Here is a 13,418-nt window from a genome sequence, read left to right as displayed (position 1 = left end):
ACGATGGCGGAACCGACGCGCGTGGAGCAGATCCGCGCGAACCTGGCCGTGGTGCGCGAGGAGATCGCCGCCGCGGCGCGCGAGGCCGGCCGCGATCCGTCCGAGGTGACGCTGATCGCGGTCACCAAGACGTACCCGGCCTCCGACGTCCGGATCCTGGCCGAGCTCGGCGTCCTGGACGTCGGGGAGAACCGGGACCAGGAGGCGGCCCCCAAGGCCGCGGCGACGGCCGGGCTCGGTCTGCGCTGGCACTTCATCGGGCAGCTGCAGACCAACAAGGCCGGATCCGTGGCCGCGTACGCGGATTTCGTGCATTCCGTGGACCGGCTCCGACTGGTCTCCGCGCTCTCCAAGGCGGCTGTCCGGTATGACAAAGAATTGACTTGTTTGGTGCAGGTCGATCTGGGTAACGCAGAGCCCATGGACGCAAACGCCGCGCGCGGCGGTGCCCTCCCCGGCGAGGTGCCCGCCCTGGCGGACGCGATCGCCGAAGCCCCCGGTCTCTCCCTCGGCGGACTCATGGCCGTCGCCCCCCTCGGCGAGGAGCCGGGACCGGCCTTCGCGCGGTTGCACGAGCTCGCATTGAGCTTGCGATCAGCACACCCTTCGGCCACCATGATCTCGGCGGGGATGAGTGGGGACCTGGGGGAAGCGGTGGCGGCCGGCGCGACACACGTGCGCATCGGCAGCGCGATACTCGGTATCAGACGGTGATTCCGGTAACGTCGCATCTATCGAACATCGGATACGACGAAGACCGCACGCCTCGCACACTCATCGACCGCGATCGGGAAACCTCCGCGGCACCCATTTACGTTGACAGATGCAAGACAGCCGTAACAGGCCCAGTCCGGAGGCGAACACCATGGCCGGCATGATGCGCAGAGCAGCGGTCTACCTCGGGCTCACTGACGAACAGCGGTTCGAGGACGAGCGGTACTACGACGACTACGAGGACGAGTACGAGCCGGAGCACACCGAGCACGCCGCGGCGGCTCCGGTCGAGCCCCGCCGCGAGCCCGAGGACCCGTCCTCCGGCGCGCTCGTCGTCGCGCAGAACGACCGCCGCGCGTTCGCGGCGCCTTCCAACGTGACGGTGATGCCGGACCGCTCCGAGCGGTCGCCGCGCACCGACCGAACCGACCGAGCCGAGAGAGGTGGACCGGTGATGTACAGCGTCCCGATGGACCGGTCGGCGGACCGCGAAGCGTCCTACCGCATCACCACGCTGCACCCGCGGACCTACAACGAGGCCCGCACGATCGGCGAGCACTTCCGCGAGGGCGTGCCGGTGATCATGAACCTGACCGAGATGGAGGACGCCGACGCCAAGCGCCTGGTGGACTTCGCGGCCGGGCTGATCTTCGGCCTGCGCGGGAACATGGAGCGGGTGACGCAGAAGGTGTTCCTGCTGTCGCCTGCTAATGTCGACGTGACGGCCGAGGACAAGGCCCGGATCGCCGAGGGCGGGTTCTTCAACCAGAGCTGACGCCGGCAGGCGAGCACTTCGGGTCCTCCGGCGTCTCGTGGGCGGTGACGATACCGCACACGGCGGGGCGCCGGAAATGGTGGGAAGGGGAGAGCGCTATGAGCGTTGTGGGGGCGTTGCTCCTGTGGGTGCTCTACCTCTTCGCGCTGTGCATGATCGTCCGCCTCATCATCGGCTGGGTTTTGCAATTCGCCCGGTCATGGGAGCCGCGGGGTGTCATGCTGGTCGTCGTGGAGACGGCGTACACGGTCACAGATCCTCCTCTGAAGCTGCTGCGGCGCTACATCCCGCCGCTGCGGCTCGGCGGGGTGGCACTTGACCTGGCGTTCATGATCCTGGGGATCATCGTCTTACTGCTGATCCGGGTCGCGGCTACGCTGTGACCGGGTAATGTCTGTGCGAATGCCGACGACCACGCCACGCCTGAGGTGAATGAAAGATGCCGTTGACTCCCGAGGACGTCCACAACAAGCAGTTCACGACCGTACGCCTGCGTGAGGGCTACGACGAGGAAGAGGTGGACGCCTTCCTCGACGAGGTCGAGGCCGAGCTCACCCGCTTGATCCGCGAGAACGAGGAGCTGCGCGCGAAGCTGGCCGCGGCCACCCGTGCCGCGGCCTCGGCGGCGGCCGCGCCCGTGCCGATGCGGCGGGAGCCGACCCCGATACCCGCGCCCGCCCCGGTGCCGGCGCCGCTCCCGGCTCCGCTTCCGGCCCCCCTGCCGGTGCCGCAGGCCCCGCAGTACCAGGCTCCCGGCGGTGACTCCGCGGCGCGCGTCCTGGCGCTGGCGCAGCAGACCGCCGACCAGGCCATCGCCGAGGCCCGCAACGAGGCCAACAAGATCGTCGGCGAGGCCCGCAGCCGGGCCGACGGCATGGAGCGCGAGGCCCGCGGCAAGGCCGACGCCCTGGAGCGGGACGCGCAGGAGAAGCACCGCGTGGCGATGGGGTCGCTGGAGACCGCCCGCGCCGCGCTGGAGCGCAAGGTCGACGACCTGCGGGCGTTCGAGCGCGAGTACCGGCAGCGGCTGAAGAGCTACCTGGACGGCCAGATGCGCCAGCTGGAGGCCTCCGGCGGCGACGACATGGCCGCCTCGGCCCCCCGGCCGCAGCTGGGCGCGACCGGCCTGACCCCGCCCCCGCCGCCGCCGTCGGCCCCGCCGATGCCGATGCAGGCCTCGCTGCCGGCCGGCATGTCGGCCGGGATGGCGCCGATGGCGCCGCAGCCGGCCGGGATGAACGGTCAGGGCCTCGGCTCCACCGGCTCCTACCAGGCGCAGGGCGCCGGGTCGAACGCCGCGGCGCTGACCCAGACCATGGCCCCGATCCGGCCGCAGATGCCCCAGCCGCCGATGGGCGCCGGCCAGCAGCCGCCGTTCATGGGCGCCGGGAACGGCCTGGGCCAGCCCTCGGTCCCGTCGCAGCCGTCGCCGATGCGCGGGTTCCTGATCGACGAGGACCCCGACGCCTGACCTTCGGCCCCCGGCGGTGCCACCGGCACCCCACCACCGCACAGACACAATGACGTGGCGTCATAAGCCCCGCTTCCCGGTCTCGGGAAGCGGGGCTCGGCGTTTCGTGCCTCAGTCCAGACCCAGCGAGAACGCCGCCTCCAGGTCCATCGCGCTGTAGGTGCGGAACGAGACGTGCGTCACAGTGTGACTCACGCCGGCGACCTTGTTCACGCCGCCGGGGATCACGTCGGCGAGCTGCTCGTGCTCCCGCACCCGCACCATGGCGATCAGGTCGTACTCGCCGGTGACCGAGTACACCTCGCTGACCCCCGGCAGTTGGGAGATCTTCTCGGCGACCTCGGGGATGGCGTCCACATCCGTCTTGATCAAGACGATGGCAGTGATCACAGCGGCTCCTCTCGCGGGACTGTCTAGCGATGGTATTGGCCGTACGGGTCGTCCGGATCGGCGGTCCGGTAATCCGGCGCCAGCGGAGGCGGCGCCGGCTCCCTCCCGCGGGTGCGCACCGGTCCGCTCGGCCCGCGCCCGATCACCAGCGCCGCGTAGAGCAGGCCGAGCACGAAGCCGGAGACGTGCGCGTAGTACGCCACGTCGCTGGAGCTCGAGACCCCGATCGTCTGCTGGAACTCCGGCAGCTGCATCACGAACCAGAAGCCGAGGACCAGCCACGCCGGCACCCGCAGCGGCAGGAACCACAGGAAGGGCAGCAGCAGCGTCACGCGGGCCTGGGGGAACAGGTAGGCGTAGGCGCCCAGGACGGCCGCGATCGCCCCGGAGGCGCCCACCAGCGGCCCGCCGGCGGTCGGGTTGGCCCACGCGAAGGCGTAGGTGCTCAAGGCCCCGGCCAGGAGGTAGAAGACCAGGTAGTGGATCCGGCCGAACCGGTCCTCGACGTTGTTGCCGAACACGTACAGGAAAAGCATGTTGCCCAGCAGGTGGATCCAGCCGGCGTGCACGAACATCGCGGTGAAGACCGGCCAGACCGCGCTGCCGTGGCCGCCCAGGAGCTGGGACGGGATGGCGCCGTAGTGGTACAGGTAGGCGTTCTCCCGGGCCTTGCGGGCGGCGTCGGGGTCGGGGCCGGCGAAGGCGATGGGACCCAGGAGGAACACCGCGACGTTCGCGATGATCAGACCGTAGGTGACGACGGGGGCCCGGGAGACCGGGTTCTTGTCGTGAATCGGGATCACCACTGTTGCATCATGGCCCATCGCGGCGCGCGCGGGAGATCCGAAACGCGGCCTTCAGGGCCTACCTTTGAGGAAGTGAAGGATCCTTGATGACGCGGTGTGAGGTTCGGCCGATAGGGTCGGCGGATCGGATGCGGTGTGCGGGGTAGGTATCAGGCGAGGGAGTGGGGCAGGTGAGCGCAGCGGAAGGCGGTGAACGGCTCACCATCGTGCTGCCCGACTCCGTGCGCCAGCGCGTCGTCGAGATCGCCTCCGAGGCGCTGGGCCGGATGCCGGCGGCCGAGGTCCCGGTGCCGCTGAAGCCGTTCGCCAAGTTCGCCCCGGCCAAACGGGCCAAGGCGGCCGCGATCCCGATGGCCGCCGCGCTGGAGAGCGACGGGGCGTTCCGGGCCCGGGTCGCCGAGCGGGTGCGGGACGCGTCCCCGGACCTGTCCGAGTCCCTGTTCGCCGGTGTCGTCCCGGCGGCCGCCGACCCGCACGAGATCGCGGCGGTCGCCTACGTGCTGCGGCCGCACGGCTGGACCGGGATCGTCAAGGACGCGCTGGAGGCGGTGTCGCAGGGCGCGCGGACGGCGGCCGGCGAGGCCGCCGAGGGCGAGGTGGCCCGGCTCAACGCGGAGGTCGCGGAGCTGCGGGAGACGGCCCGCCAGGCCGCGGACGCGCTGCGGGCCGCCCAGGAGGAGGCCCGGCGCGAGGGCGACCAGCTGCGGCGCAAGGTGCGGCAGCTGGAGGCCGACATGCGCCGCGCGCAGGCGGCGGCGCGGGCCGGCGCGGCGACGCTGGAGGCGGAGCGGTCGGCGGCCAGGGCGGCGGCGTCGGCCGCGGAGGCCGAGGTACGGCGGCTGCGGACGCGGCTGACGGCCGCGGAGACGGCGCTGGACACCGCACGCCGCTCGGCGCGTTCCGGGCGCTCTGAGGGCGACATGAGGCTGCGGCTGCTGCTGGACACGCTGGCGGGCTCCGTGAAGGGGCTGGAGCGCGAGCTGGCGCTGCCGCCGACCCAGGCGCGGCCCGCGGACTCGGTGACGGCGTCGGAGCCGGACACGGTGGCACCGGCGGACATGTCGATGCAGGGCCGTGCGAAGGACGACCCGGCGCTGCTGGACCAGCTGCTGACGCTGCCGATGGTGCACCTGGTGGTGGACGGCTACAACGTCACCAAGACCGGCTACCCGACGCTGTCCCTGGCCGAGCAGCGGGTGCGCCTGGTCGGCGGCCTGGCGGCGCTGGCCGCGCGGACCGGCGCCGAGGTGACGTGCGTCTTCGACGGGGCGGCGCTGGACGGACCGGTGCGGCTGACGCAGCCGCGAGGCGTGCGGGTGCTGTTCTCCGCGCCGGGCGAGATCGCCGACGAGCTGATCCGGCGGCTGGTGGCGGCGGAGCCGGCCGGGCGGCCGGTGGTGGTGGTGTCGTCGGACCGCGAGGTCGCGGAGGGCGTGCGGCGGTCGGGGGCGCGGCCGGTGCCGGCTTCGATGCTGCTGAACCGGATGGCGCGGTCGTAGGGCGGGGTGGGGCCGGGCGGGGCCGGGCGGCTCCAGGCGCGCTGGCAGATGGCGTGGCGCGGTGCCGTGGTGTCGCCCCCGCGGTGACTTGTCTGCTCTCTGACTTAATCGTCTATTCGAGTGTCCCGGTCTTGCTCGCTCCGGCCCGCGCGGGCTAGGTTCGTGCGCTGTTCTGCCGGTTTCGCCGGGTGTGCCCGGATGCGGAGGTCATTTCAGAATGGCGCATCACAGTACGAGGAGGGCGCGTTCCTCCCACCTGCCGAACAAGATTTCGCGGCTCCCGATCCGGGGCCGCACCACGGCCGCCGCGGCGTTGACGGCCGTGGCCACCGCCACGGGCCTGGTCGCCTCCGCCGCGGCCGCGCCGACGCCGGGCACCACGGGGCCGGGCCCCGACACCGGGGGCCAGACGGCGTCCGTCAAGGCCCAGATCGCCGCGCTGTACCGCCAGGCCTCCGAGCTGACGCAGACCTATGACGCGGCCCAGGAGCAGGCCTCGCACCTGACGATCGCCGTCCAGCGCTCCGAGTCGGCCCTGCGCGAGGCCCGCGACGACTACCAGCGCGAGCGCACCGCCGTCGGCGCCATCGCCGCCGACCAGTACCGCTCCGGCGGCATCGACCAACGCCTGGCCCTGATGCTCGCCGACCAGCCGGACACCTTCCTGGGCAACGCCGCCATGGCCGCCCGCCTCAACGACGAGCAGCGCCGCAAGATCGCCGAAGCGGTCGAAGGCCAGCGCCGCCTCCTGGAACTCCAGCACGCCGCCGCCGACCAGCTCGCCGACCTGGCCCGCACCCGCGACACCGCGGCCCAGTCCCGCCAAGCCGTGAACGACCAGCTCCGCAAGGCCCAGACCCTGCTGAGCACCCTCACCGCGCCCCAGCGCCGCGCCGTGGCCGCCGCCGACCTCGGCCCCGACAGCACCGGCTTCGCCGGCCAGCAGGTCGACCCCGAGACCCTCGCCCACCCGGCCCCACCGGCCAACGCCCGCGCCCGCGCCGCGATCGAGGCCGCGTACGCGGACCTCGGCAAACCGTACGTCTTCGGCGCCGAAGGCCCGGACGCCTTCGACTGCAGCGGCCTGATCCAGCGCGTCTGGCGCCAGGCCGGCGTGGAACTCCCGCGGACGTCGTCGGAACAGGCCGAAGCGGGGCAGCGGGTACCCCTGTCGGAGATCCAGCCCGGCGACCTGGTGATCTATTACTCCGGCCGGAACCACGTCGGGATGTACGTCGGCGACGGGAAGATCATTCACGCGCCGCATCCGGGGACGCAAGTGCGGATCAGCCCATTGATGTCGATGCCGGTGAACATGGTGGTGCGGGTCTGAGGGGTGGTGTCGCCGGCTGTGGGGTCCCGTTGAATCTTTCGAGCCGGTCGATGGTCTGCTGCCGCAGGGCGCTGCATTGGATTCCGCGCTAGGGTCGGACCTTGACCGCGGAGGGAGTCTGGGTTGACGGGCGGGTTTGAAGAGTTCTTCCAAACAGCGACCGGCCGTGCTCCTGCTGCCATACAGGCCACCATCGCCGGCGAGGGTCTTCCGGCAGAGCTCAGGATGCCGATCGGGGCAGACACCGCCGCCACCGCTGTGTTGCCCTGGCTCTTTCGCCGCCTGGTCTGCGCGCCGGAGTCGACGCCGCGCAGGCTGGTGTACGTGCTGCCGGCGCACAGCCTTCCTGAGCACGTCTTCGCGCGGATCGGCGGGTGGCTGGACCGTCTCGGGCGTGCGGGCGAGGTCGGGGTGCATCTGCTCGCGGGCGCGGTCCGGGACAGCGGGTGGCTGCGCCATCCGGAGCGGACCGCGATTCTGGTCGGCGCCCACGATCTGTTGCTCAGCAGGGCCCTGATGCGTGGGTTCGCCGATTCGCGGCGGACGGCGCCGGTGGCGTACGGCCTGCTCCACAACGACGCGCAATGGGTCTTCGATACCGCGCACCTGCTCGGCCCCGGGTTGCCGACGAGTGTCCTGATGCAGCGGATGCGCGATGCCCTGGGCACGTCCGCGCCGACGGCGACGCTGTGGATGTCCTCGGCGCAGGACACGACCGACACGATCATCGGGAAGCTGCTTCCTGCCGCCGACATCGGCTACCTGGCTCAGACCGTCGTGGCTGCCCACGTCGTGGGGACACAGACCGCTGTGGTCCTCGGCTCGGCGGCGCGGGCGCGGGCGCTTCACGTCGCGCTGCGCGCAGCCACGCCCGAGCGTGACGTCGTGCTGATCCACCCCTATTTCCGCTCGGCCGACCGCCTCGACCGACTGGCCGTGCTCGGCGAACGGGACCGCGACCGGATCATCGTCGGGACGCGGGCGCTGGAAGTGGGGATGAACCTCTCGCCCCGCACCCTGATCACCGAGCTCAGGCCCGGGGACTCGGGCGTCCGGCAGCTCGATGATGACTCCGAGGCGCCGGGCCGGACCTGGGGTGAGGCCGATCTGCTGGCGCTGTTCGACACCGCTGTCGACCCGCCGGATCTGGATGTCGGCAGCTGGGTGTGTGAACCCGCCGACCGCACGGCGCTGGTCGCCTGGCGTGCCTGGGAGTCCGGCGAGCCGACGGAGGAGGAGACCGATCCGGGCAGTGACGAGCTGTGCCCGGTCCCGCTGGACGAGCTGCGCCGAGTGCTGGACGGCCGGGCCTGGCTGCGCGACCGCCGCGATGGCCTGTGGCGCCGTGCCACGGCTGAGGACCTGGAGCCCGGCGTACTGATCATGCTGGACGCCCGATGCGGCGGCTACCTCCCCGACCAGGGCTGGTCTCCGGACGGCACCGTGCCGGTCCCGACGCTCGTGCCGGCCCCGGACCCGCCGGCGTTCGCCTGCGTCGAGTGGGTCAGCCTGGACCAGCACCTCACGGAGACCGAGGACGAGGCGCGCAAACTGGTCGACGCCCTGCCGGGCCTGCCCGAGTCGCAGCAGGAGGCTGTCATCCTGGCGGCCCGCTACCACGACCTGGGCAAGTGCCACGAGGTGTTCCAGGAGATGCTGCGCTCCGGCGGCGGCGACCCGCCGGATGTCCTGCTGGCCAAGTCCAAGGCCCCGTACAGCACAGGCCGCTCCAGCCGGCCGGGCTTCCGGCACGAGCTGGTCAGCGCGCTGATGCTGGCGCACGGGAACCACTGGCACGGTGACCGCACCGATCACCGGCTCGTGACGTATCTGGTTGCCGCGCACCACGGCAAGGTACGCATCTCGGTACGCACGGAAGCCGACGAGGCGCCGGCGATCCTGGGTGTCCTCGACGGAGACCGGACACCGGCGTTCACGCTGTCCAGCGGCGAAACCTTCCCCGCCCAGTCCCTGCAGACCGCAGACTTCCGCCCCGAAGCCGGAGGGGCATGGGCCGAGCAGGCACGAGCTCTGCGCGACCGTAGCGACCTCGGTCCGTTCCGACTCGCGTATCTCGAGGCTCTGGTGCGCATAGCCGACTGGCGATCCAGCGCGCGGCACGACGGGCCGGTCGAGGTTCCGCTCTAATACCTGTGGAACACATCAGGCGAAGAACTGATGGGGACTGGACGCGGCGAACCAGGTCAGGCCGGATTGACGCGAAGATTCAACGGGAACCTCCACCGACTGTCGCTTACGACGAATCGATGCGGAGGCTACGCTCCGATCCAGCCTCCCGAGCCGCGTCGCGAGTCAGTCACACGGTGGTGGTGCGAGCCCGGCGTACGCACCACCACGCGAACAGCAGCGAAGCGGCGAACAGACCGAGATTGAGGCCGTTCTCCATCAGGTGGAACGTGCCCATCCGGCTGGCGGGCTGATATTCGATCGCCTTGGCCACGATGTGGTGCGCGTTCAGGCAGTCGGCGAAATCGCCACCCTTCCCGATCTTGCTTCCGGGCGCCGCATTCTGTGGGCCGGTACCGCACCACAGGTCGATGTCGTGGCCGGTGTAGTGCTTGCCCTGGGCATCGACGAATATCTCCGGATGCGAGCTGACGCTCATGCCGTTCTCGGGGATCCGCGCGATACCACCTTGATCGCCCGGCTTCGCTCCCGGCAGGTCGTCGCTTCGGATCGGCCGGTCCCACTGCGCCGGCGCCATGAAGCCGTCCTCGCGGACGTGGGGCATCAGGCTCATGCGACCGACCCACGCGGCGCCGACCACCGCGATCCCCGGCAGCACCCGGCGTGTCGCGGCGCCGGCCGCGATGCCGAAGGCCAGCCAGGCCGGCGCCAGGGTCAGCGGCAGCCAGCCACCGGCCTGGAACGCCGAGCCCTCGAACAGGCTGTCGCCGGTATAGAGGTGGTAGGCGTGCGCCATGCGGGCGACGACTCCGGCGAGCACCGCCGCCATGGCCGCGATCAGCACGGTCAGCATCGCGCTCTTACCGAGCAGCCACTTCTGCCGGCTCACGTCCTGTGACCAGGCCAGCGGCAGGGTTCGCTGCTCGAACTCGCGAGCCAGCAGCGGCACGCCCCAGAACACGGCGACCAGCACCGGCAGGAACGCCACGACGTTCATCTGGTAGGAGGCGAAGGACGCCGTCTTGTCCACGCCGCCGTGCTCGCAGCTTGCCGCCGGACACTGGTCGGCCAGGATCCGGAGCCGGGAGGTGGTCACCAGCATCCAGGTCGCGAGCCCGGCGGTCAGCACCGCGCTCGCGAGGATCGGCCAGCGGTGCTGCCGCCAGGTCAGCCAGATCAGACCCCTCATGAACCCCTCCCCGGTTTCCATCGCGTCCGATAGATTGTTACGGTTAACTAGAACACTAGTCAACCGTAGCGTAGGAGGTCGGCTCGGATGATGCGGTCCGCGCACGCGAAGCCCGGTGAGCGCTTTCCCACGGAGTCTGCGCCTTGCGCCTGCGCAAGGTTGGTGGGACCGATACCTCGGGATCGAGAAGCGGCCGTGAAGAAGGCGGTGTGCCCTACGGCGATGCCGTGAGCGTCGTAATGAGAGTTCGACGGACTGTCGGGTGACGGCCAAACCATTCGTCGAGCCCGTGGTCGGCGCCTGGGAGGACCTGCATAGTGAACCGGGGGTTGGCCCGCATGCTCTGCTCGATCAGTTCGGTCATGGACGCGGGCACCTGCTCGTCGTGCTCGGGTATGAGCAGGAGTGCTTTCCCGCGGAACGCGCTGAGTGCCGCCAGGGCGGGGCTGTCGGTCCAGGTCTGGGGATCGGACAGGAGTTGGAGGAAGGACGGATCGCCGAAGGGCACCTCCCGCAGCGCGCCCGGGTAGATGGCGGGTGCGCCGAGGGCGATGCCGGTAACGCGCTCGCCGAGTATCTCGATCAGGTCGGCCGCGGTCTGGCCGCTCATGCTGAAGCCCACGAGGATCACTGGACGCTGTGCTGGTACGCGGGCTTCGATCAAGGCGGCGGCCTGGTCGCGGCGGCGAGCGAGGGTCAGGTCGGCGAAGTCGCCTGAACTCTCGCCATGGCCGGAGAAATCAAGGCACAGTGCCCGGTGCCCGAGGTCTGCGAAGTCCTTCGCGAACGCTTGGTTCATGCTCTTGGTGCACCCGGATCCGGGCAGAATGACGACGTGTTCCTCTCTCGCGGCTGCCTGCTCTGGCGCTGCGTCGAGGTAGCTGATCACCTCCTGCGATACCGCAAGAGCCCCCTTGTCGATCACACTCACATCCGTCCCCGTCCAGTAGGCTGTCCAGCTCCGAGTCGCCACGAACCAATATACGAATTTGTTCCGACTGGCGCCGTGGCCTGCCCTGATTCTGTTGTGCGGGATCTCGAAGGAACACCGTCCGTCTGCTCGTAATCGACGGTCATGATGCCGTCGCGTCGATGGGAGTCCAGCCGAGTGGATGGTTACCCGGTTGCCTGCTAGTTCGATTGGTCTGAGGGTGCGACGGTCTCGGCGGACGGCTCTTGGAAGCCCTCGGCGGCGTCGAAGGCGGGTGACAGAGGAGCCAGTGTCGCGCGGAGCAGGTCGGGCAGCGAGCCGGAGGGTACGACCAGCCCCGCGGCGCCGACTTCGCTGACGTTCGCGGTGGTCCCGCTTGGCTGAAGCCAGCCTTGCAGGGCGATGCGCACCGCTGCTGCCACGCTCGCGGCGAGGACGGGGGCGGTGTGCGGATCGGCACCGTCGAGACGTTCGGCGATGATCGCCGTGAGCGGCTGCTCGATGTCGGCGGTGGCGTCGAGGAAGGCGTCGCGCAATGCGGTCTTGGCGGTGATCAGCAGGAGAGTCTCCTGTGCATGCTCGCCGGTATCCGTGTATTGCTCGACCACCGCCTCGGTGACGGCGTCGGCCAGTCGTGTTCCGGCGGGCCGGGCCGCCACCGCCTCTGCGATCCGGGTCTGACGGTCCGCGGTGATCGCGGCGACGATCGCCTGTTCTCGGCTGGCGAAGTAGTTGTTGTAGGTGCGCGGCGAGACCCCGGCCGCCTCGGCGATCTCCTCGATCCGCACTCGGTCCGGGCCGCGCTCAATAGCCAGCCGCAGGGCTGCCTCGCGCAGCGCCTCGCGTGTGGCCTGCTTCTTACGCTCCCGGAGTCCCGGCGGTGGAGTCGCCATGTTGCCAGGCTTCCATGGTGAACTGCGCGTCCGCAAACTTGCGTCCTCGCAAAATTGCGTGCACGCATTTTTTCTGTCAGGCTCGGCTCCGACCAGACGCCAACGGAAGGGAGCGCGCGTCATGCGAGCCCGAGGAATGACCTACGACACCGGATTCGTCGTGGACGGCCGGATGTCCCGCGAGCACTTCGAGCCCGACGTGGTGCGGCGGGAGCTTGAGATCATCCGCGACGACCTGCACTGCAACGCCGTACAGATCATCGGCGGCGACCCGGACCGCTTGGAGACGGCTGCGAGCGCCGCCGCCGACCTCGGCCTGGAGGTCTGGTTCTCGCCCTATCCGCTGGAGCTGGACCCGCAGCAGATCCTCGCGCTGCTGAGCGACTGCGCCGAGCGAGCCGAGCGGCTCCGGCGCCGCGGTGCCGAGGTCGTGCTCGTCACCGGCGTCGAGCTGAGCGTGATGAGCCGTGGATTCCTGCCCGGTGCCAGCCCCGAGGAGCGGGTCGCCGCCCTTCTGGACCGGCCCGAACTGCGTGCCGAAGCGGTCCGCGACCTCGCCGTGCGTATCAACGCGTTCCTCCGCGACGCCGTGGCGGCAGTCCGCGAACGCTTCGGAGGAAAAGTGACCTATTCGTCCATCCAGTTCGAGCAGATCGACTGGACGCCCTTCGACTTCGCGACCTACGAGCTGATCCGCTCCGCTGAGGTCGCCGACCGGTTCCGCGACGCCGTCCGTACCCTGGCCCAAGGCCCGAAGCCCCTCGCCTTCACCGGATTCGGCACCGCGGCCTACCGCGGCGCGGGTGACCGGGGCGGACGAGTCCTGGAGGTGGTCGAGCATGACCCGCAGACCAAAGCCCCGGTCCGGTTGGACGGCATATACGAGCGCGACGAAGCCGGCCAAGCCGCGTACCTGAGCGAACTACTGGAAATCTTCGATACAGAAGGCGCAGACAGCGCATTCGTGTACCTGTTCGCGCTCCCCGGCTACCCGCACCGCCCCGACGGCGACCCCCGGCACGACCTGGACCGCGCCAGCCTCGGCATCGTCAAGCTCCTCGAACGGCGCAGGGGACAGACCTACCCCGACATGGAGTGGGAACCCAAGGCGGCCTTCGCCGCGGTGGCGGAGCAGTACCGCAGGCAGCGCTGAGGAAATCTGTGGGCGGAGTTCAGAAGCACTACGGGAGGCTACTTCGACGCGGTAGTCAGAGTGCTGCGCAGAGTAAACACCGTACTCCTGCAGTGACTCAGCCGGCCGAAACGGCG

Annotated in this window: 13 protein-coding genes; 8 read left to right on the top strand and 5 right to left on the bottom strand. The window is 70.4% G+C overall.

Translation table 11 applies throughout. The features are described from left to right. The first annotated feature begins 3 nt into the window (after positions 1-3). The 4 genes from ABD466_RS18940 (at position 4) to ABD466_RS18925 (ending at position 2,960) form a co-directional block, all read left to right on the top strand. Positions 4-714, top strand: coding sequence for a YggS family pyridoxal phosphate-dependent enzyme (locus ABD466_RS18940; RefSeq protein ID WP_344658407.1), 711 nt, complete (start codon positions 4-6; stop codon positions 712-714). A gap of 151 nt (positions 715-865) precedes the next feature. Beyond that, the gene (locus ABD466_RS18935; protein ID WP_344658406.1) at positions 866-1,489 is read left to right on the top strand and encodes a cell division protein SepF; all 624 of its coding nucleotides are present in this window, start codon (positions 866-868) and stop codon (positions 1,487-1,489) included. Positions 1,490-1,587: 98 nt separating this feature from the next. Further along, a complete protein-coding gene (locus tag ABD466_RS18930) occupies positions 1,588-1,872 on the top strand; it encodes a YggT family protein (protein WP_344658405.1) in 285 nt (94 codons plus the stop codon). A gap of 56 nt (positions 1,873-1,928) precedes the next feature. Then, positions 1,929-2,960 (top strand): DivIVA domain-containing protein, encoded by a 1,032-nt coding sequence (locus tag ABD466_RS18925; protein ID WP_344658404.1) that lies wholly within the window; start codon positions 1,929-1,931, stop codon positions 2,958-2,960. A 111-nt stretch (positions 2,961-3,071) separates the two neighbouring features. Here the strand turns inward: ABD466_RS18925 and ABD466_RS18920 are convergent, their stop codons facing one another. Together ABD466_RS18920 and ABD466_RS18915 are read right to left on the bottom strand one after the other, a co-directional pair. Next, complete coding sequence (locus ABD466_RS18920) at positions 3,072-3,350, bottom strand: Lrp/AsnC family transcriptional regulator (RefSeq protein WP_344658403.1); 279 nt, start codon at positions 3,348-3,350, stop codon at positions 3,072-3,074. Positions 3,351-3,373: 23 nt separating this feature from the next. After that, on the bottom strand, positions 3,374-4,156 hold the full coding sequence (locus ABD466_RS18915; RefSeq protein ID WP_344658402.1) for a rhomboid family intramembrane serine protease: 783 nt from the start codon (positions 4,154-4,156) through the stop codon (positions 3,374-3,376). A gap of 170 nt (positions 4,157-4,326) precedes the next feature. Between ABD466_RS18915 and ABD466_RS18910 the strand changes: the two genes are divergently transcribed. From ABD466_RS18910 to ABD466_RS18900, 3 genes are all read left to right on the top strand, one after another. Continuing rightward, positions 4,327-5,655 carry an NYN domain-containing protein gene (locus ABD466_RS18910; protein ID WP_344658401.1) on the top strand — a complete coding sequence of 443 codons (1,329 nt, stop codon included), beginning with the start codon at positions 4,327-4,329 and terminating at the stop codon, positions 5,653-5,655. Positions 5,656-5,872: 217 nt separating this feature from the next. Then, a complete protein-coding gene (locus ABD466_RS18905; RefSeq protein WP_344658400.1) occupies positions 5,873-6,988 on the top strand; it encodes a C40 family peptidase in 1,116 nt (371 codons plus the stop codon). 225 nt (positions 6,989-7,213) lie between these two features. After that, entirely contained in the window at positions 7,214-9,136 is a 1,923-nt protein-coding gene (locus ABD466_RS18900; RefSeq protein WP_344658399.1) for a CRISPR-associated endonuclease Cas3'', read from the top strand. 169 nt (positions 9,137-9,305) lie between these two features. Here ABD466_RS18900 and ABD466_RS18895 read toward each other — a convergent pair whose 3' ends face one another. From ABD466_RS18895 to ABD466_RS18885, 3 genes are all read right to left on the bottom strand, one after another. After that, on the bottom strand, positions 9,306-10,325 hold the full coding sequence (locus ABD466_RS18895; protein ID WP_344658398.1) for an ABC transporter permease: 1,020 nt from the start codon (positions 10,323-10,325) through the stop codon (positions 9,306-9,308). A 214-nt stretch (positions 10,326-10,539) separates the two neighbouring features. After that, positions 10,540-11,250, bottom strand: a complete 711-nt coding sequence (locus ABD466_RS18890; RefSeq protein ID WP_344658397.1) for an alpha/beta fold hydrolase — start codon at positions 11,248-11,250, stop codon at positions 10,540-10,542. A 206-nt stretch (positions 11,251-11,456) separates the two neighbouring features. After that, positions 11,457-12,149, bottom strand: a complete 693-nt coding sequence (locus ABD466_RS18885; protein WP_344658396.1) for a TetR/AcrR family transcriptional regulator — start codon at positions 12,147-12,149, stop codon at positions 11,457-11,459. 136 nt (positions 12,150-12,285) lie between these two features. On the opposite strand from ABD466_RS18885, the gene ABD466_RS18880 reads away from it, so the two are divergent. After that, the gene (locus tag ABD466_RS18880; protein WP_344658459.1) at positions 12,286-13,302 is read left to right on the top strand and encodes a glycoside hydrolase family 113 protein; all 1,017 of its coding nucleotides are present in this window, start codon (positions 12,286-12,288) and stop codon (positions 13,300-13,302) included. The last annotated feature ends 116 nt before the right edge of the window (positions 13,303-13,418 follow it).

This window comes from Catenulispora subtropica, from assembly GCF_039531675.1.
Classification (GTDB): Bacteria; Actinomycetota; Actinomycetes; order Streptomycetales; family Catenulisporaceae; genus Catenulispora; species Catenulispora subtropica.
Note: the sequence above shows the minus strand (reverse complement) of the source record. Positions and strands in the feature narration are given on the sequence as shown.

Bases quoted from the DNA above. Each gene is read 5' to 3' on its own strand.
- ABD466_RS18930 (WP_344658405.1), top strand. From the start codon at position 1,588: ATGAGCGTTGTGGGGGCGTTGCTCCTGTGGGTGCTCTACCTCTTCGCG.
- ABD466_RS18925 (WP_344658404.1), top strand. From the start codon at position 1,929: ATGCCGTTGACTCCCGAGGACGTCCACAACAAGCAGTTCACGACCGTA.
- ABD466_RS18935 (WP_344658406.1), top strand. From the start codon at position 866: ATGGCCGGCATGATGCGCAGAGCAGCGGTCTACCTCGGGCTCACTGAC.
- ABD466_RS18880 (WP_344658459.1), top strand. From the start codon at position 12,286: ATGACCTACGACACCGGATTCGTCGTGGACGGCCGGATGTCCCGCGAG.
- ABD466_RS18940 (WP_344658407.1), top strand. From the start codon at position 4: ATGGCGGAACCGACGCGCGTGGAGCAGATCCGCGCGAACCTGGCCGTG.
- ABD466_RS18885 (WP_344658396.1), bottom strand. From the start codon at position 12,149: ATGGCGACTCCACCGCCGGGACTCCGGGAGCGTAAGAAGCAGGCCACA.
- ABD466_RS18895 (WP_344658398.1), bottom strand. From the start codon at position 10,325: ATGAGGGGTCTGATCTGGCTGACCTGGCGGCAGCACCGCTGGCCGATC.
- ABD466_RS18900 (WP_344658399.1), top strand. From the start codon at position 7,214: ATGCCGATCGGGGCAGACACCGCCGCCACCGCTGTGTTGCCCTGGCTC.
- ABD466_RS18905 (WP_344658400.1), top strand. From the start codon at position 5,873: ATGGCGCATCACAGTACGAGGAGGGCGCGTTCCTCCCACCTGCCGAAC.